The 18614-nt window shown below is 37.2% G+C and carries 15 protein-coding genes and 3 pseudogenes; 4 read left to right on the forward strand and 14 right to left on the reverse strand.

Annotation, left to right across the window (positions count from 1 at the left end):
* The first annotated feature begins 292 nt into the window (after positions 1 to 292).
* A complete protein-coding gene (locus H5J24_RS09920) occupies positions 293 to 1003 on the forward strand; it encodes a hypothetical protein (RefSeq protein ID WP_068943318.1) in 711 nt (236 codons plus the stop codon).
* 202 nt (positions 1004 to 1205) lie between these two features.
* On the opposite strand, the pseudogene H5J24_RS09930 reads toward H5J24_RS09920, so the two are convergent.
* The 13 genes and pseudogenes from H5J24_RS09930 to H5J24_RS09985 form a co-directional block, all read right to left on the reverse strand.
* Positions 1206 to 2727: pseudogene (locus H5J24_RS09930) on the reverse strand (TSUP family transporter).
* 5 nt (positions 2728 to 2732) lie between these two features.
* Positions 2733 to 5606 (reverse strand): TonB-dependent receptor, encoded by a 2874-nt coding sequence (locus H5J24_RS09935; protein ID WP_068943316.1) that lies wholly within the window; start codon positions 5604 to 5606, stop codon positions 2733 to 2735.
* Positions 5607 to 5952: 346 nt separating this feature from the next.
* Complete coding sequence (locus H5J24_RS09940; RefSeq protein WP_068943315.1) at positions 5953 to 7626, reverse strand: NADPH-dependent assimilatory sulfite reductase hemoprotein subunit; 1674 nt, start codon at positions 7624 to 7626, stop codon at positions 5953 to 5955.
* 32 nt (positions 7627 to 7658) lie between these two features.
* Complete coding sequence (locus H5J24_RS09945; protein WP_068943314.1) at positions 7659 to 9368, reverse strand: diflavin oxidoreductase; 1710 nt, start codon at positions 9366 to 9368, stop codon at positions 7659 to 7661.
* Positions 9358 to 10204, reverse strand: a pseudogene (gene cobA / locus H5J24_RS09950) (uroporphyrinogen-III C-methyltransferase). The gene H5J24_RS09945 and the pseudogene cobA overlap by 11 nt, the downstream one beginning before the upstream one ends.
* Positions 10205 to 10229: 25 nt before the next feature.
* Positions 10230 to 11141 carry a cysteine synthase A gene (gene cysK, locus H5J24_RS09955; protein WP_068943312.1) on the reverse strand — a complete coding sequence of 304 codons (912 nt, stop codon included), beginning with the start codon at positions 11139 to 11141 and terminating at the stop codon, positions 10230 to 10232.
* A 29-nt stretch (positions 11142 to 11170) separates the two neighbouring features.
* Entirely contained in the window at positions 11171 to 12001 is an 831-nt protein-coding gene (gene epsC, locus H5J24_RS09960; protein ID WP_082811215.1) for a serine O-acetyltransferase EpsC, read from the reverse strand.
* 6 nt (positions 12002 to 12007) lie between these two features.
* Complete coding sequence (locus tag H5J24_RS09965; RefSeq protein WP_068943311.1) at positions 12008 to 13246, reverse strand: sulfate adenylyltransferase subunit 1; 1239 nt, start codon at positions 13244 to 13246, stop codon at positions 12008 to 12010.
* 95 nt (positions 13247 to 13341) lie between these two features.
* Positions 13342 to 14250 carry a sulfate adenylyltransferase subunit CysD gene (gene cysD, locus H5J24_RS09970; RefSeq protein WP_068943310.1) on the reverse strand — a complete coding sequence of 303 codons (909 nt, stop codon included), beginning with the start codon at positions 14248 to 14250 and terminating at the stop codon, positions 13342 to 13344.
* Between the two features lie 12 nt (positions 14251 to 14262).
* Entirely contained in the window at positions 14263 to 14976 is a 714-nt protein-coding gene (locus tag H5J24_RS09975) for a phosphoadenylyl-sulfate reductase (protein ID WP_068945098.1), read from the reverse strand.
* An 80-nt stretch (positions 14977 to 15056) separates the two neighbouring features.
* Entirely contained in the window at positions 15057 to 15473 is a 417-nt protein-coding gene (locus tag H5J24_RS09980) for an RrF2 family transcriptional regulator (RefSeq protein WP_068943309.1), read from the reverse strand.
* Between the two features lie 109 nt (positions 15474 to 15582).
* Positions 15583 to 15786 (reverse strand): annotated as a pseudogene (locus H5J24_RS26175) (helix-turn-helix domain-containing protein); the annotation flags it as partial.
* Positions 15787 to 15957: 171 nt separating this feature from the next.
* On the reverse strand, positions 15958 to 16446 hold the full coding sequence (locus tag H5J24_RS09985) for an AraC family ligand binding domain-containing protein (RefSeq protein ID WP_232816271.1): 489 nt from the start codon (positions 16444 to 16446) through the stop codon (positions 15958 to 15960).
* A gap of 89 nt (positions 16447 to 16535) precedes the next feature.
* Between H5J24_RS09985 and H5J24_RS09990 the strand changes: the two genes are divergently transcribed.
* From H5J24_RS09990 to H5J24_RS10000, 3 genes are read left to right on the forward strand one after another with little or no spacing between them, the layout of a single operon-like run.
* Positions 16536 to 17516, forward strand: a complete 981-nt coding sequence (locus H5J24_RS09990) for a polysaccharide deacetylase family protein (protein ID WP_068943307.1) — start codon at positions 16536 to 16538, stop codon at positions 17514 to 17516.
* Positions 17517 to 17559: 43 nt separating this feature from the next.
* Positions 17560 to 17811 (forward strand): hypothetical protein, encoded by a 252-nt coding sequence (locus H5J24_RS09995; protein WP_232816272.1) that lies wholly within the window; start codon positions 17560 to 17562, stop codon positions 17809 to 17811.
* Positions 17793 to 17951 carry a hypothetical protein gene (locus H5J24_RS10000; RefSeq protein WP_232816273.1) on the forward strand — a complete coding sequence of 53 codons (159 nt, stop codon included), beginning with the start codon at positions 17793 to 17795 and terminating at the stop codon, positions 17949 to 17951. The genes H5J24_RS09995 and H5J24_RS10000 overlap by 19 nt, the downstream gene beginning before the upstream one ends.
* Positions 17952 to 18011: 60 nt before the next feature.
* Here H5J24_RS10000 and H5J24_RS10005 read toward each other — a convergent pair whose 3' ends face one another.
* The gene (locus H5J24_RS10005; RefSeq protein WP_068943305.1) at positions 18012 to 18512 is read right to left on the reverse strand and encodes a GNAT family N-acetyltransferase; all 501 of its coding nucleotides are present in this window, start codon (positions 18510 to 18512) and stop codon (positions 18012 to 18014) included.
* Positions 18513 to 18614 lie beyond the last annotated feature (102 nt).

An 18614-nucleotide genomic window follows, 5' to 3' on the forward strand; every position in this document is an offset into this window, starting at 1 on the left:
GACAAAATTCAATAGACGATTATGAAAATTAAATTTATCTTTACTCTTATTTATTCTTTAATCATACAATCTTTATTGCACAAACTGAATTTAAAAAGTCCGAAGAGACATTTGGATTTTATTTTGGTGTATTTCAACTCCAATAAAAATACGCTATTAGACAATAGTATGTAAAGTCTTACTGCTGTTATAAGTTTTATACTTGAGATTCCGTTGTAAATGTATTTGATTAGACGTTAACGGTACAGAAAATCCGATTGATTTTAAAAATATTGAACCAAAATAAAATACAATGAAAAAACTTTTAGTAACCTTTATCATTTTGCAAACAATATGTTCTTGTGGCAAACCTGCAACTTATTCTGCAAAAGCTGAATGCGGACTGAAAGGCGAAGTAAAACAAATGACATCCTATTTCTGCGATGTAAAGGATGATAAAATTCCGAAAGATTCAACCGGCTATATGGTAAAATATACCAAGACTTTTGATAATGCTGGCAATGCTCTGGAGACTAATAAAATAATTAGGATGGACGTGAGCGGAAGCATCCAGTCGTGCAAGTATAGAGGCCTGTTTTCAGGGAAAGGGAAAAGTATCTCTTATAAAGATATTTTAACTTGTGACAATAATCCCGCAGATGAAAGCAGCTATAAATACGTTTGGGCGGATAATTACCATTGTACTATTACACCGCAGAACAACAGCGGTTACACCACTAGCATTACGCTGGATAAAAATTATCTATTGATAAAAAGTGTTTTGAAAAATAAAGATAAATTGCAGGTAACCGAGGAGCTGGAATACACCTCCAAAAACGATAAAATACAAAAAATTAAAAGCAAGATTACTGAAAACAGAGATGGAGAAATCTTGACGAGATACCTGATACAGGTTTCAAAAAATTATGATGAACACAGTAATCCTACAATTGTTTATATATATGACAATGTTGATGAGCGAGCCATTAAGCAGGTTGTTTATAATAGGTATCTTTATTACTAAAAAACATTGTGCATTTTAATCTTTTTGATTTATTCTCTTAGGGGGTTCAATTCAATGTGTACGTAATTGAACAAATCAATTTGAATTTCAGAAGATAAATATCTCTACGTTTGCGTCGATTATAGACACTTCGATCTATTTTTTGCCTATATCAAGTGTTTTTCAGACTTTAATAACTTCCCTCTTCCAGCTTCAGGCTTCCTTACTTTAGAAAAGATTTGCCAATCGTTACCAGGCTCATCAGAATAACAACTATCCCAACCACCACAAACATCTTCTTTGTAGGAAGTTTGGAGGTAAGCATAGCAGAAAATGGAGCGGTAAATACACCTCCCAACAGAAGGCCCAGAACAATATTCCAATGATGAATTCCAATGGTGAAAATAAAAGTGATGGCACTCGTTACCGTCAGTAAAAACTTGGCAACGGTGGAGCTTCCCACAACATAACGGGGAATTCTTCCTTCTTTAATTAACGTTCCGGTTACTAATGGGCCCCATCCACCTCCTGCAAAGGAATCTATAAAACCGCCAACAAGTCCCAGTACTCTCAGATTGGTTCTTTTTTTTTGTTTTGATACGGCTTTTGTTTTTGTCCTTAAAAGCATTTCTGAGAATATTTACTCCTAAATACAAAGTATAACAGGCAATGATGGGCTTTACAATATGTGCATAATGCTCTCCGTAATGAGACAGGGTTAATGTTCCAATGATAGATCCTACGATAGCCAGCGGAAATAATACCCAAACCATTTTTTTATTGACATTTCCCAGTTTATAATGGCTAAATCCTCCGGCAGCGGTTGTAAAAGATTCTGCCGAGTGAATACTTGCACTGACAACGGGTGGCGGAACGTTTAACAGCAGCAATATAGTTGTACAGATAACGCCATATCCCATTCCCATAGATCCTGCAACAATTTCTGCCATAAATCCAGCAAACAGCATCCAGTAAAAAATATGACCATCTTTACTGAGAAAAGTCTGAATATCATCAGAAAGGTCAAACTGATAAACAACAAGTCCAAAAATTCCCAAAAGAAGCAGAACTCCTATGATGGCAAGATAAATATTGGATTTTCTCTGAGCAATTTTAGTAATACTGATGAGTTTTTCTATCTCCAAATCTTGTTTTGCAGGAATTATTTTTCCATTAGACAGATATTGAGTTGTAATCTTGTTAAGTTCGGTTACTTTATGATTGAAGTCTCCTTTTAACTGGTTGCGTATACTCTGCATATTATCCAGCACAAGGTCCATTTCATCCGGAATGGTTTCTGTAAAGGTTTCTCTGAGTCTCTTGGCAATGGTTGGTGATTTTCCATTCGTAGAAATGGCGATTTTAAGACTTCCTTTTTTCACAATGGAACCTAAGTAAAAATCACAGAGTTCGGGCTTGTCTGCAATATTGACCAATACATTCTTCTGATGAGCGTTTTCACGAATCTGTGCAGCTAATTCAATATCATTTACAGCGATAATGGCCACATCGGTATCATTAAAATCATCATCATGATAGGCTCTTTCGTATAATTTTATATTTGAATACTGACTCTGTAAGGCTCTAACTTCAGAACTAATTTCCTTGGCTACCAATCTTATAGAGGTTTCAGGAGAATTACCCAATACTGATTCCAGTTTTTCAAGGGCAATTTTTCCGCCTCCGATGATGAGTAGCGATAATGTTTCAAGTTTTAAAAATACGGGATATAAGGAATTGCTCATCTTGATTACAGTTTTAAGTCATACGTAAAAGCGAGATAATATAAACCTCCGATTTCAGGCCCTGCTGCATACTGGAAGTAACGTCTGTTCAGTAGGTTGGTGGCTCCAATTTTTACATTCGCGTGAATTTCAGGAATCTTCCAGCTTGCCTGGGCATCTATGGTGTAATAAGCAGGAATTTTTCCTGAAGCTAATGGACTTTCCCAATCAAAAGCATTCTGCCATCTGGCTACAACTGTAAATCCAATATTCTTAATAATTTCCCTGTTTCCTACACTTACATTCACCATCCATTTTGGGGTATTGAATGCCGTAATAAACAGATCTGAAGTGTTGTTGGAAGCCAGATCGTTATAAGATACATTGGCGTTGACATTATAGTTTTTAACAACATTATATCGGATTCCAAAGGAAGTTCCATAGCTTTTGTAAGTACTGTTGCTATTGGTATACACTCTGTATCGATCCTGTTTGCTTCTGTCCAGCATAGCAAGAACCGCTGTATTGCTTCCTATCTGACTGTTTTTGGGAACCGCTACTTCCACTTGTCCTAAGAATCCTTCATAGATATTGTAGTAAAAGTCCCAGTCCAGGGCCAGTTTATTATTAAAGAACACAGATTTATAGCCTATTTCAAAAGAATTGATCTTTTCCGGCTGTAATTTTTGCAGATTGGCAACGGCTAAAAGCTGTTTATTGTCCTGAGCAGCCTGGTTCTGACTTTTTCCACCGTCAACATCAGTATTTACTGCTGCTGTAAACCTATCGATTGATGCTAAAGTGTAAGAGTTTTCCAGATAGCCTAATCCGTCATTCACTTTTGTCAATCCACCTACTCTTCTTACATTCCCATTATTCACAAAGGATAAGGCTTCAAATAAAGAGGGAAAACGGTATCCGTTTTGAAAAGAGGCTCTGAAATTGTGCTGTTTCACAGGAGAATAGACAATGCTGATTCTTGGATTCAGCTTGGCTTCAAACTCAGGGTTTCTGTCAATACGGAGTGCTGCATTAATCTTCAATTTTTCATCAAAGAAAAGCTTGGTAACCTGGGCAAAAGCTCCATATTTCTGATAAATAACATCTTTACCGAAAGTACCATCAGATAAAGGTATATTTCTTTCAGTAACCGGTCTGTTAAAATCTACAAAATTGTTTCCATCCGGGGTGATGCTGTACAAACGATAATCTATTCCGGCCAAAAGACTGAAAACCTTTACAAATCTACTGAAGTCATAAGTAAGTTCTCCCTGATAAAATCTGGATTTTTGTTCCAGCTTTGCTCCTCCTGTTGCGGGAGCTCCGGCAATTCCTGCATTGGCAGAATCCCAGTTATTGATTCCGATAATGGTGTTTTTTAACTGTTCAAAGGCTGCTGTTCCGGGTACTGCTCTATTTTTATCAGCTTCACGACGGGCAAGAATAAGAGCATCATTCAGATTGGTGCCCGCATTGAGAGTATTTTGTAATGTAGTCTGGAAAATGTTTTTCCAATTATTGTTAGAACGATTCGTTAAATCAAGATTATCAGCCAAAGGCTTCAGGTTATAGGAATCTCCTGTATTTTCTATGGAAACATAAGCTCTGAAAGTAAGTTCTTTGCTGGTAAGTTCAACCTTATGATTTTGTACGGTAGCATTTTGTAAACGGATTTTATTTCCTCTTTGAAAAGTTCCGTCAAGTAATCCGTAACGATAGACGTAAGAAGCTTTCCATTGATCTCCGAAACGGTAGTATAATCCGGCATCAAATTTTATATTCTTTACTTCCGGGCTTACCAGGTCTTTTTCCAGATACCCTGTTCTGGAAACATTAAATGTGGTTGGTTTTCCGTTATAATCTACTTTTACCGCTACCCTGTTGTTTCTTTCATCGCCGTATTTGTTCCAAAGGTCTTCTGCAGGATTATTGGCCAAAGAAAAATTAGGATTGGCAGTGATTAATGAGTTAGGATTCTGATCAGTCTGATTATTTGAAATCCAGTCTGTTCCTGTAAAATAGGAAGCGTTCACTTTAACTGCGAAATTTTTATTGAATACCTTGGCAAATCTGATGGCACTTTCCCCTAAGGAACTGATTTTATGATTGTAATTATCTACATGATTCACGCCGCCACGGAAATAGACGCTTATTCCTTCAGAAGTAAACGGATCTTTGGTCTGTAAACTTGCAAGACCATTGATAGCATTCATTCCATACAATGCGGAAGCGGCTCCCGGAGTAACTTCCATAGATTGAATATCCAATTCTGTAGGACCAATGGCATTTCCCAAGGGAACTCCTAAGGTGGCAGACTGCACATCTACACCATCTACCAACTGCATAAATCTGAAGTTGTTAGGCGAGTTAAACCCTCTGGAATTAGGGATTTTCAATGTAAGACTTGACGTTAAAAGTTGGAGACCTTTTACATTCTCCAGTGTTTCATAAAAGGATGCTGCCGGGCTTTCGCGGATTGTTTTAATATCAATCTTTTCAATAGCGATCGGAGATTTCAGTATTTTTTCCGGAATACGGGAAGCAGAAATAACAACATCATCAATAATGGTATTTTGAGGATTAAGTCCAATCGTAAGTTTGTTGGAAAGCGAAAGGATTTCCACTGTTTGGCTTGAAAAGCCGTCTTTATTGATAATCAGACGGAAAGGAATGGTAACTCTTGTTCTTATTTTAAAGTTTCCAAGTTGATCTGTTGATGCGGTATCCTGTGTATTTTCAATCTGAACTTTTACAGCATCAAGCCCTTTTTGGGTTCCTGTATTCTTAATGATTCCGCTTAATTCTATAAGCTGCTGTGCTTCTGATAGATTACAGAATAAAAATGTAAATAATATAACTCCTGTTTTAGGCAAGAAATATCCCTGTCTTTTGTTTTTCATTGTTCTTCTATTTTAGGTGAGTAAGAATGGAGCTGTTTGATGTGGGTTTTTATTTAACCACCCCGTCAAAAATTCTTTGAATTGTTGCCACCCCTCCAGCGGAGGGGAATATGAAGTCCTTCAATTGTAACAAGAGGTTTTTACAAAACTTTAGTGTGCTTTTATACACAAAGTATGTCACTTGAATAACTTAAGTGTTAAAACTTTTGTGGTTTAAATAGAGTTCAAACAGCTTGTATATGTTGTCCGTATTGAAAATCAACAGCACATACACATTCGTTCACCTAGAAGAAATGGTTGATGTTTTTTTAGTTTTTTCGGGTTATCAAAAAGGCTGGTCATATTTTCAGTTTAAGGTTTGTAAGTAACGGTATGAAAAGTCTCCAAATGTTTCTTCAGCATGTTTTTGCTGTACATAAACTCCGAAAAGTTCATCCAGCGTAGTCAGAATTTCTTCTTCACCAATGTTTTCTCTGTATTTCGTATTCAGACGCATTCCTAATCGGTCTCCTCCAATGTGAAGATTGTATTTCCCATAGGCTGTTCCTACAAATCCGATTTCAGCATTGGGAGATCTTCCGCATCCATTGGGACATCCAGTCATTCTGATGGTAATATCATCTTCTAAAAGACCATATTTTTCAAGAATAGGTTCTATTTTGGTAACCAAAGACGGCAAATAGCGCTGTGCTTCTGCTAAAGCCAGTGAACAAGTATTCAGGGCAACACAGGCCACAGAGTTTTTACGTAGGGCACTTGCTTTTTCAGTAGCCTCTGAAATTCCATATTCGTGTAAAAGATTTTCTATTGTAGCTTTATCTTCTTCATTGATATCCGCCACAATCAGATTCTGGTTACAGGTAAATCTGAAATTCACAGGTGCATTCTGAGCAATTTTTAACAATCCGGATTTTAACGGATAGCCTTCAATATCAAGGACTCTTCCATGTTCTACAAATACAGTGTAAAACCATTTTCCTTCATGATTCTGAGTCCAGCCATAGCGGTCTTTTCTCTGTTCAAACTTAAATTCTCTGGCAGGTTCAAAACTGAATCCGGTTCTTTTTTCTACTTCGGTTCTGTACTGATCGATGCCAAGTTTATCAATGGTATATTTTAATCTTGAAAGCTTTCTGTCGCTTCTATTCCCGAAATCACGCTGTACAGTAATAATTTCATACACAGCTTTTAATGCTTTTTCTTCAGAATCTACAAATCCAAGCACAGAAGCTAATCTTGCATACGTAGCTTCATTACCATGGGTAGCTCCTAATCCGCCTCCGGCAGCAATATTATATCCTACGATCTGATTATTTTCAATGATGGCGATCAAAGCAATATCATTAATGAATACATCTACATCATTATTGGGGGGAACGGCAATTCCGATTTTCAGTTTTCTGGGAAGATATCTGTCCTGATATAAAAGATCTTCTTCAGTTTTCCGGTCTACAAGCAATTCATCATCAATCCAGATATCGTAATAAGATTTGGTTTTTGGGAGACACATTTCACTTATTTTACCCGCCAGCTCATAAGTCTGTTGGTGTAGTGGAGATTCTGAGGGGTTTGCCGTACAGGTCACATTTCTGTTTACATCACCACAAGCTGCAATAGAATCCAAATGATTCAGATTGAAACTTTGAATGGTGGGTCTTAAATGAGATTTTAAAATACCATGCAGCTGAAGCGTCTGTCGGGTTGTTATTTTGATGGTTCCTGTGGAATGGTCATTGGCAATATCATTCACTCCGATCCATTGATCTGAAGTCAAAAATCCCCCTGGAAGCCTTAGTCTTATCATGTAGGAATATAGCCACTCTAATTTTTTAGCTACACGCTCTTCCCTTCTGTCCCTATCATCCTGCTGGTACATTCCATGGAACTTAATTAAGGTCTGATCGTCTTCTCTTATGGCTCCTGTAAAATCATCGGCAAGACTTTCCTTTAAGGTTCCTCTGAGTCCGTTACTTTGGGTTTTAATTCTTTCAACAGGGGAAAGATTATCTTTATGGTTCATAATTGTTTTCTTTTAAGGGTGCGGGTACTTTTTTAATAAACATCTTTAGCATATCGGCCGCTGAGTTCCATCTCTTCCAGATAATGAACGGCTTCTTCCTGGCTGCGTTTTCCATGTTGTTGAATAATATTGAGTAGTGTATTTTCTACATCGCGGCTCATAGGATCTTTTGTACCACATACATAGACTGAAGCTCCGTTTTCAAGCCAGTAAAAGACTTCCTGTGCTTTTTGCTCCAGTTTGTGCTGTACATATACTTTTTCAGCAGTATCTCTTGAAAAGGCAAGATCCAGATGAGTTAAGCTTCCTGTTTTAAGGAAATCCTGAAGCTCAGATTGGTAAATGAAATCTGATACAAAGTTTCGGTCTCCGAAGAACAGCCAGTTTTTTCCCTCTGCTCCAACAGCATCACGTTCCCAAAGGAATGACCTGAAAGGGGCAATCCCGGTTCCGGGGCCAATCATGATAATATCTTTATCTGGTTCCGGTAAGCGGAAATGTCCTGCATCCTGAATGTAGAATTCAACGTCACTGCCTTCAGAGAATTCGCTGAGGTAACCGCTGCACAGACCGTTGTGTTTCTGGTGGTCAATAAAGAATTCCGATCTGGCAACGGTAATATGGATCTCATTTTCTCCATGGGCTTCCGGAGAAGACGATATGGAATACAGCCGTGGTGCCTGAGCGGTTAATATTTGAACTACTTCTTCAAATTCTTCTGCATTTTTTACAGGATAAATTCTTAAAAGATCCAAAAGGCTTAAACGAACTTCCGGAATAGAATGTCCTGTAATCTTAGCATATTGAGTTACTACGGTTTTTAGTAAATAGCTAATATTAAGATGTTTGTGTAAAAGCTCTTCTACAGGGGCTGTAATTTTTGCAGTTTCGATCTGTTTTTTAGGATCAATACCTGTTACAGCAATAATTTCATCCACTACAGATTTTGAATTGAAAGGAATAATTCCCAGCGCAGCGCCCGGCTGATAGCTTAAAACTTCCTCCGTTTCTATTTCGATGTGATAGGTTTCTTTTTCAGAGGTGATATCATTCAGATTAATAATGGCTGATACTTTCCCCAGATATTTTTTTCTTCCTGTTGAAGCTTTCTGAGCAGATGGATTTTTAACACTGCTAATAGACGTTTTATTGACAGCTTCAAAAACATGATCAATCCAGTTTTGAGCATCCTGTTCGTAATCAATATCACATTTTTTTAATGGAATGATACGCTGTGCTCCAAGAATTTCAAATCGGGAATCTACGTCTTCTCCTGTTTTGCAGAATAAAGGATAACTGGTATCTCCTAACGCAAGCACTCCAAATTTTAAAGCGCTAAGATTGATTTCATTTTCATAAATATAATCATAGAACTTCTTGGCCAATACCGGTGGATCTCCTTCTCCCTGAGTACTGATGACCACAAAGAAAAATTCTTCTTTTGAAAGATCTTTAGGTTTATACTGAGAAAGATCTGCTAATTTCACCTGAATTCCTTTTTTCTTAATGATTCCAGCAAGTGATGTCGCTAATTTTTTACTGTTTCCGGTTTCTGTACCATAAGCTAAGGTGATTTTCTTCACTGTATTCTGTTCCGGAAGAGTTACCTGTAAAGGTGGCTGAACAGCGGTAAGCGGTGCTCCTGCCAATCCTGCAAGATACCCGCTTGCCCAGATGGATTCGTCTCTGGAAAAATCGCTGGAGATTTGTTTAAGGATATTTAATTTAGTTTCAGACAGCATATTCGAAGAAATTTTGAGTTTTAGGGACTAAGCTTCCGTTTTCAACTGATTTAAAATAAAGACCTTCCTGCTCGGCATTTTCAAGCCAAGAGAATTCTTCATGAAGATTCACAACTTTTCCGATCACCACCAATGAGGGTGAGGCGAAGGATTTGTCACCCAGTGTTTTGGTAAAATCCTCAAAAGATGAGGTATACACTTTCTGGTAAGGTGTGGTAGCCTGTTCAATCACAGCGATTTTTTTTCTCGTTTGAAACATTCAGGTCAATGAATTTTTCTACAAGACTAGTCAGGTTTCCTTTAGACATATAGAATACAAGGGTATCCTGAGTGTTGGCAAGATCTTTCCAATAGTCTTCGGTAAGAATTTCAGACTTATAATACGTAAGAAAACGAACAGATGTTGAATATCCTCTGGCTGTTAAAGGCATTCCCGCATAAGCAGCAGCTCCCAAAGCAGCTGTAATTCCCGGAATAATCTCAAAAGGAATATGATGTTCCTTCAAGGCCTGTAATTCATCCAGAATATTAGAGAAAATAGAAACATCTCCGCCTTTAAGTCTTACAACGGTTTTGTTCTGCAAAGCATAATCAACCATTAAAGTATTGATAAGAGACTGAGGTGTAGATGCATTTTTGCTGCATTCTTTGCCTACATAAATAAGCTCTGTGTTTTTGTTTACGTAAGTTTCTAAAATCTCAGGACTTACGAGGCGGTCTGCCAGAACAACATCTGCTTTGGCGATGGCTTTTACGGCTTTTACTGTGATCAAATCAGGGTTGCCGGGCCCTGCACCGATAAGGTAAACCTTAGGTGATTTTATAGTTGGATTCATTGAAATCGGTGTTAGTTAAAGGATTTTAGAAGAGTCCCTCAAGAGAAAGATACCTTTCTCCGGTGTCGTAATTAATGGTAAGAATTTTTGCTCCAGGCTGTATTTCAGGTAAATGCTTTGCGATAGCGGCTAAAGCGGCTCCTGTGGAAACTCCAACAAAAAGCCCTTCTTTTTTAGCGGCGTTGATGGCATATTCATACGCTTCATCCTTCCCTACTGTAATCACTCCATCTAAAAGAGTAATGTCTAATATGGAAGGAACAAAACCTGCTCCTAAACCTTGCAATGGATGTGGTGCAGGACTTCCGCCGCTTAATACAGGAGATAATTCCGGCTCTACTGCAATCACTTTAAGGTTAGGATATTTTTCCTTTAATGCTTTAGCAATTCCTGTGATATGTCCGCCGGTTCCTACTCCGGTAATCACATAATCCAACCCTTCCGGGAAATCTTGTAGAATTTCCTGTGCTGTAGTTTCTACGTGTATTTTTACGTTAGCAGGATTATCAAACTGTCTTGGAATCCATGAATTGGGAGTTTCTTCTGCTAATTCATTAGCTTTTTCGATAGCTCCTTTCATTCCTTTTTCTCTTGGCGTAAGCACAAATTCAGCACCATAGGCTTCCATGATTTTACGACGTTCTATACTCATGCTTTCCGGCATTACCAGAATAAGCTTATATCCTTTTACTGCAGCTACCAATGCCAATCCTATTCCGGTATTTCCACTGGTAGGTTCAATGATGGTACTATCTTTATTTAATAATCCTTTAGCTTCCGCATCTTCAATCATGGCTAAGGCAATTCTGTCCTTGATGCTTCCGCCTGGGTTGCTTTTTTCCAATTTAATCCAGATTTCATGGTCTGAATTGAATAAGTTATTGATCTTTACGACTGGTGTATTTCCAATGGTTTCTAGTGCGTTCTGAAATTTCATATCAATACAATTTTTTGTTTTTTCTGTTTTTATATTACAAAGGTTAATGATTCCGGTAACGGATTGTTATCCTTTATTCTTATTTCGCTTTTGTTATAGACCAAGGAATTGGGTGGTACATCCTGTGTAATCCATACATTTCCCCCAATAATACTGTCCCTGCCTATGGTTGTATTTCCACCCAGAATGGTTGCTCCCGAATAAATAATGACATGGTCCTCAATATTAGGATGCCTTTTCTGGTTGGCTTTTTCTTTGGAGACATTCAAGGCACCAAGGGTTACTCCCTGGTATATTTTGACATGATCGCCAATAGTAGTAGTTTCTCCAATGACAATTCCGGTTCCATGATCGATGAAGAAATATTCTCCAATCACTGCTCCGGGATGAATATCAATTCCCGTTTTGCTGTGTGCGTATTCTGAAATGACACGAGGTAAAACCGGTATTTCCTGGTTCCAGAGTTGATGGGAAATTCTGTAAACATAAGTTGCAAAATATCCCGGGTATGCAAGGTATATTTCTTCTAGAGAGGCTGCTGCCGGATCAAATTCAAGGATGGACTGTGCATCCTGAACGAGGTGGCTGTAGATCTGGGGCAAAGCCTCAAAAAAAGCATTCACCTGTACTTCGGTAAGATCTTGGTCTCTTGTTATTGTGTTAATCAGGATTGAAAGATGATCCTGCAGTTGGGCAAAATCCTGTTTCAGCTGATCGGGAGTATTGACTTGCTGTGGAAGAAACAATACTTTATACAATTCTTTTACAAAAACCTTTACTCTTGCTCTGTCGAAGAATCCATGGGTTTTATGCTCTTTACTCTGTTGAATTCTTTCTATAAATTGGTTTGAAACTGACATTTTTCTTTACTGAATTATGCAGGCTGCAACCGTTGAATTGGATGTTTCATCTACCAAAATTGCAGAACCTGTTCTTTTGTTATTGATAAAACTATCATAGACCAAAGGCTGTGCCGTTCGTAGGGTTACTTTTACCACTTCGTTCAGCTTAATATCGCCTTCTGCTTTTTCCTGGGTAAGGGTATTCACATCAATCTTATAATCAATCTCTTTCACTACGGTTCTTATCAGTCTGCTGTTTTGCTGTAAAAGGTATTTATTACCAGGCTGCAACGATTTTTGGTCGAGCCAGCATAACAGGACTTCAAGATCTTTTTCAACTACAGGAAGCTGTTCTTCGGTGGCAAAAATATCTCCTCTGCTGATATCTATATCATTGGTTACATGAATCACAACAGGTTGTCCTTCAAAGGCTTCTTCTTTTTCAATTCCGTTGATCTCGATTTTAGCAATTTCGCTGGTAATTCCTGCCGGAAGGATGTGGATTAGGTCTCCTTTCTGAAACTTTCCACTTAAAACCTGTCCTGCATATCCTCTGTAATCGTGCAATTCCTCAGTCTGAGGACGAATAACATACTGAACCTGAAAACGACTTCCGGTATTTAACTCTTCATTCAGGGTAACATTTTCCAGATATTCTAAAAGTGAAGTTCCCTGGTACCAATCTGTTTGAGCTGACTTGGATACAATATTGTCTCCTTTCAATGCTGAAATCGGGAAATAGCTTACGTCATTTAATCCAAGGTTTTCTGCAATTTTAGCATAATCTGCTTTAATGGTTTCAAATACTTCCTGTGAATATTTCACCATGTCCATTTTATTAATGGCTACGGCTACTTTCTTCAGTTTTAATAACGAAGCGATGATTGAATGCCTTCTTGTTTGTTCAATCACGCCTTGTCTAGCATCGATCAGAATGACCATCAGATCAGAGTTGGAAGCTCCGGTAATCATGTTTCTTGTATATTGTACGTGACCGGGTGCATCGGCAATGATAAATTTTCTTTTTGAGGTTGAAAAATACCTGTAAGCAACATCAATGGTGATCCCCTGCTCTCTTTCAGCACGTAATCCGTCTGTAAGAAGAGCAAGGTCTACGCCGTCATCATTTTTGTTTTTAGAATGTTTTTCCAGTACTTCTAACTGGTCCTGTAAAATACTTTTACTATCGTATAGCAGTCTTCCGATAAGGGTACTTTTACCGTCATCTACGCTTCCTGCTGTTATAAATCTTAATATATCCATCTGTTTGGTTTATGAAATGGGCAATGAGTAATGGTGAATATCATAAGTAATAAGCTGTGAATCTAATTACTTATTACTCATTGCTGATTACTAATCTAAAAATAGCCTCCTTTTTTACGGTCTTCCATCGCTGCTTCGGTCACACGGTCATCAATTCTGGTTTCTCCGCGTTCAGAAATTCTGGTGGCAACAATTTCTTCAATCACAGCATCAATGGTTGTTGCTTTTGATTCTACGGCTGCAGTACAGGTCATGTCTCCTACTGTTCTGTATCTTATTTTTTTTACGGTAATTACATCATCTGTTTCCAAGGTTGCATGGTCAGAATTGGCAATCCATTGTCCGTTAAGGTCTACCACTTCCCTGTCATGCGAGAAGTAAATGGAAGGGAGTTCAATTTTTTCTCTTCGGATATAATTCCATATGTCAAGTTCTGTCCAGTTGCTGATTGGGAAAACTCTTACATTTTCTCCTTTATGGATTTTTCCGTTGAAGATGCTCCATAATTCAGGACGTTGCAGTTTAGGATCCCATTGCCCGAATTCATCACGAACTGAGAAGATTCTTTCTTTAGCCCGGGCTTTTTCTTCATCTCTTCGGGCTCCTCCGATGCAGGCATCAAATTCAAATTCTTCTATGGTATCAAGCAAAGTATAGGTTTGTAACCAGTTTCTGCTTGGAAATTTTCCTTTAGGTTCTGTTAAGCTTTTCTTTTTAATGGTATCTTCTACTTTACGAACTACCAGATCAACTTCTAATTTATTCACAAGTTGATCTCTAAAATTCAGAACCTCAGGAAAGTTGTGTCCTGTATCTACATGAACAAACTTGAAAGGTATTTTTCCGTAACGGAAAGCTTTTGAGGCTAAATGAGCCAGCACAATACTATCCTTTCCACCGCTGAACAGAAGTGCCGGACGTTCAAATTGTCCTGCTACTTCCCTTAAAATATAAATAGATTCAGCTTCCAACTGATCCAGGTAATCTAAATGATATGTTGACATATTTTTTCTTTTTTATTGATGAATATGGAGACCGCATTCTTTTTTATTGGCATCTTCCCACCACCATCGGCCTGCTCTGAAATCTTCTCCTTCCTGGATGGCTCTTGTACAAGGCTCACATCCAATGCTTACAAATCCTTTTTTATGAAGATAGTTGTAAGGAAGTTGATGGGTTTTAACGTAATCTGTCACTTGCTCTGTATTCCAGTGAAGAAGTGGGTGAAACTTAATGATCTGATTATCTTCGTCCCATTCCAGTGCCGGCATATTCTGCCTGTTTGGGGAATGTTCTGCCCTTAAACCGGTGATCCATATTTTATATCCTTTTAAAGCAGATTTCAAAGGATGCACTTTTCTGATCGTGCAGCAGGCTTTCCTTTGTTCTACGGATTGATAAAATGAATTGGGTCCGTTTTCTGATACAAATTTTTTCAGTTCTTCAGTATCCGGGTAATAGGCTTTGATTTCTTTTTTGAAGAAAGCTTTTGTAGAAGCCCATGTTTCATAAGTCTGTTCAAAAAGCCTTCCCGTATCCAATGTAAAAATGTCTACGTTCAGATTTTTTATCAGATGAGTGATCACCTGATCTTCGTAGCTGAAACTTGTTGAGAATACTACTCCACCCGGAAATTTTTCTGTCAATAATTGTAAAATATCTTGTTGAGAAGACGTCCCGGAGGTTTCTTCTTTCAATTTTTCGAACTCGTTTTTCAGACTGTTTTCCATTTCCATTCCAATTTGTTGATGCAAATATATATAAAATTCTATAACTCCTATCAAAATAGTAGGATTTAAATGAAAAAAAATTATTTTTTATTGATAAACTTGGTCAGAGTGGCCTCCAGCATGCTATTTCTGGTTTTTTCACGAACGATGATTAATTCATTTCTAAGGTAACATTCTGCTTCATCTACACAATCATCACATGCTTCGTAGAAGTTTAAGGATACGCAAGGCGTCAATGCAATAGGTCCGTCAAAAATACGGTAGATATCCGCTAAAGATACATCATCAGGAGATTTTAGCAGATAGTAACCTCCTATTTTCCCTTGCTTACTGTTTACAAGTTTAGCTCTTTTAAGTTCAAGAAGGATTTGCTCCAGAAATTTTTTGGGAATGTTCTCATCCTGTGCAATAATAGAAGTGGGCAGATAGCCTTGATTGTAATTTCTTGCTAATCTGACCATTGCTTTCAGCGCGTATTTGCAACGTTTGGACATCATAATTTACGCAAGGTATAACAATTTATCTGATAAATGAAATGTTTTTACGGAATGAAAATCACAGCTGTAAAATAATACATATGTAATGGAATGATTTATCAATTGAGCTTTACAGTCTTTGTGCTGTTTTATTTTCTTTTTTAAAGACAGACGGAGATTTGTTTCTATGGGTTTTGAATATTTTATTGAAATGGCTAACATCATTAAAACCAAGTCTGTCTGCAATTTCACTGATGTTATAATTACTTTGAAGCAGAAGCTTTTCAGCAGCCTTTATTTTATACTGAATAATATGCTGCTGGATGGAAAAACCGGTCTCTTTTTTTTACATAAATGCTGATGTAATTGGGTGAAATTAAAAATTCCTTGGCAATGTTTTCGATTTTCATCTTCTCTGCATCTTGAAAATTGACATTGATATAATATAATATCCGGTCTATCCTATTGATATTTTTAGAAATCCATGTTTGATGGTTTTTAGTATTCATGGTATTTCTGGTGAGAATGGTAAAAATTGTTGAAAAAGATCTATTGAAATTTCTTTATTGTATAAATTTTTGTGGCTGAATTCATGCAAAAGAATACGTGATAGCTGAAGAAGGTGCGCTCTGTCTGATTTATTTTTAATCACTGATTCATATACAAAAGATCGGTCCTCCATCAATAGCTGAATAATTTTCTTAAGTTCATTTGTCTTATTCATCAAAAGGTTTTCCCAGAGATATTCTTCTGTAAATTTTATATAGATGAATCTGGTTTTATTTTGAATGGTAAATTCATGAGCATCACTGGGTCTGAGGAGAAATATATCTCCTTTTTGATAAGGAAATGTAATGCCGTTCAGATGATGGGTACCTTTTCCATTTTCAATGATAATCAGTTCATAGAAGTTATGATTGTGATATTCTATGTCCCAGCTCTCTTTTTCGATGCTGAAAACGTTAAAGGAATTGAAGTTGACAATTCTTTTCATGAATAATGGATTTTTACAAATTTAAGATTAATTTTTACAATAATAACTAATGGTTTATGAGCCAATTTTGCAGTATAAATACATGTAAAATGAAATATATAAAACAATCAGCAATGGTGCTTGCTGCAACAGTGTTTTTAGTATCCGGATTTAAAGCTAATGATGGTATTGGAAAAAGAAGTCCAAAAGAAGAAAAACTTCCTGTAACTAAAAGATATTGGCCTAATGGTGCCCAATTGGTCATTTCTGTATCGATGCAGTTTGAAACAGGTGGACAGCCTGAAGGGGCGGAAAGTCCTTTTAGTAATACTCCACTTCCTAAAGGTTATCCGGATCTTCCTGCAGAAAGCTGGTATCGCTATGGTGGAAATGAAGGGATTTACCGGATGCTGGATCTTTGGAAAAAATATAATATCAAAGTAACCTCTCATGTAGTAGGAACTGCTGCTGAGAAATATCCGGAAATTGCAAAAGCTATTGCTAATGGTGGTCATGAGATTGCAGCTCATGGAATTGCCTGGGACAATCAGTGGAATAAAAGTTATGATGAAGAATTACAGTTTGTAAAACAGGGGGTGGATGCCGTAGCAAAAATTACAGGACAGAAAGCTGTGGGTTACAACTGTAACTGGCTGAGAAGGAGTCCGAATACCCTAAAAGTATTGCAGGAATTGGGCTTCCTTTATCATATTGATGATCTCAGCCACGATGAACCTTTCATTACCAGGGTAAAAGGAAGAAACTTTGTGGTAATTCCCTACACCCTTCGTAATAATGATATTGTCAATATTGAAGGGAAACACTGGAGTCCGGATCAGTTTCTTGCTCAATTGAAGTTTGAATTTGACAGGCTTTATGAGGAAGGAGGAACAAAAAGAAGAATGATGAGCATCAGTTTCCATGACCGGATTGGCGGAACTCCGGCAATGGTACATGCAATGGAAGAATTTATTAAATATACAAAAGAAAAACAAGGTGTGGTCTTTATGAGAAAAGATGATATTGCTAAAATGGTGATGAATGATCCGGACACTCCGGTTGATAACAGTGAAGCAGTCTTCAATAACTAACAGGTTGCTCTCATATTGTAAATAATCATTAAAATATACTTTTATGAATCAAAAAACAGCTTATTTTTTCCTTCGTTTATCAATGGGAATCAATTTTTTAGGACATGGCCTGGTAAGATTAGCTAAACTTCAGGATTTTGCTGATGGAATGACCAAAAGCTTTGAAAAAAGCTGGCTTCCCTCGTTATTTGTGCAAATGTTCAGTACTGCACTACCCTTTTGGAATTTATTATTGGGCTTATGCTTATCATTGGTTTCAAAACAAGAATTGCAGCGATGGCAGGTACTTCACTGATTATTTTACTGCTCTTTGGCAGCAGTACGGTTGAAAATTGGGAAGCAATGGGAATTCAAATGATCTATGCAGGATTGTTTTATATCCTGATTTCCAGAATGGATGATAATGCTCTCTCACTGGACAGAAATAGTAAATAATAAAGAGAAAGTAAACTGAACAATATTTTCAGTTTACTTTCTCTCTTTCTGTTTCTTACTCTATTCTGATTCTTTTGAATATAAAAAATAAGCCAGTTCTCTGTTTTCTTCTATCAGATTTTCATTTCGGTTAAATCCACATTTGAGAAGTACTTTTTGGGAACCAATATTATCAAGATCCGTTACAGCAACAATATCTCTTTTTTCGTCTGTTGATAGACAATAGTCCACAAGTGCCTGGCATATCTGGGTTCCGATACCTTTTCCCCAATAGTTTTCTCCAAGGATATATCCGATTTCTGTGTTGTCGGGATGATGATGAAAAGTTCTTGCCAAACACATTCCTACAAAATCATCATTCTGAGCATTAAATATTCCCCATCTGCTGAACGGCCCTTCTTTATAATCTGATAATGCTTTTTCAAACATTTCTTTAAATTCTTCGGGAGATTTATAAGGCAGATAACGGGTAACATTTTCGCTTGTAAATAGATCTAAAAATAAATGAAGTTCCTGAGGAGTGAATTCCCGGATGATGATAGTATCGTTTTTATAGTACATAAGAATATTTTACGTTTGAAATTGATACATAAAATTACGTAAATAAACTCACAATTGCCGATAAAACCTGATAATATTCGTCATAAAACAAAAATGGACTTA

Origin of the sequence: Chryseobacterium capnotolerans (genome assembly GCF_021278965.1) — a bacterium.
Classification (GTDB): Bacteria; Bacteroidota; Bacteroidia; order Flavobacteriales; family Weeksellaceae; genus Chryseobacterium; species Chryseobacterium capnotolerans.

What these genes read in the sequence shown, in the direction of transcription:
- H5J24_RS09965 (WP_068943311.1), bottom strand. Translation starts at nt 13,246, where the DNA reads ATGGATATATTAAGATTTATAACAGCAGGAAGCGTAGATGACGGTAAA.
- H5J24_RS09975 (WP_068945098.1), bottom strand. Translation starts at nt 14,976, where the DNA reads ATGGAAAACAGTCTGAAAAACGAGTTCGAAAAATTGAAAGAAGAAACC.
- H5J24_RS09945 (WP_068943314.1), bottom strand. Translation starts at nt 9,368, where the DNA reads ATGCTGTCTGAAACTAAATTAAATATCCTTAAACAAATCTCCAGCGAT.
- cysK (WP_068943312.1), bottom strand. Translation starts at nt 11,141, where the DNA reads ATGAAATTTCAGAACGCACTAGAAACCATTGGAAATACACCAGTCGTA.
- H5J24_RS09980 (WP_068943309.1), bottom strand. Translation starts at nt 15,473, where the DNA reads ATGATGTCCAAACGTTGCAAATACGCGCTGAAAGCAATGGTCAGATTA.
- epsC (WP_082811215.1), bottom strand. Translation starts at nt 12,001, where the DNA reads ATGTCAGTTTCAAACCAATTTATAGAAAGAATTCAACAGAGTAAAGAG.
- H5J24_RS09985 (WP_232816271.1), bottom strand. Translation starts at nt 16,446, where the DNA reads ATGAAAAGAATTGTCAACTTCAATTCCTTTAACGTTTTCAGCATCGAA.
- H5J24_RS09920 (WP_068943318.1), top strand. Translation starts at nt 293, where the DNA reads ATGAAAAAACTTTTAGTAACCTTTATCATTTTGCAAACAATATGTTCT.
- H5J24_RS10005 (WP_068943305.1), bottom strand. Translation starts at nt 18,512, where the DNA reads ATGTACTATAAAAACGATACTATCATCATCCGGGAATTCACTCCTCAG.
- H5J24_RS10000 (WP_232816273.1), top strand. Translation starts at nt 17,793, where the DNA reads ATGGCAGGTACTTCACTGATTATTTTACTGCTCTTTGGCAGCAGTACG.
- H5J24_RS09940 (WP_068943315.1), bottom strand. Translation starts at nt 7,626, where the DNA reads ATGAACCATAAAGATAATCTTTCCCCTGTTGAAAGAATTAAAACCCAA.
- H5J24_RS09935 (WP_068943316.1), bottom strand. Translation starts at nt 5,606, where the DNA reads ATGAAAAACAAAAGACAGGGATATTTCTTGCCTAAAACAGGAGTTATA.
- H5J24_RS09995 (WP_232816272.1), top strand. Translation starts at nt 17,560, where the DNA reads ATGAATCAAAAAACAGCTTATTTTTTCCTTCGTTTATCAATGGGAATC.
- H5J24_RS09990 (WP_068943307.1), top strand. Translation starts at nt 16,536, where the DNA reads ATGAAATATATAAAACAATCAGCAATGGTGCTTGCTGCAACAGTGTTT.
- cysD (WP_068943310.1), bottom strand. Translation starts at nt 14,250, where the DNA reads ATGTCAACATATCATTTAGATTACCTGGATCAGTTGGAAGCTGAATCT.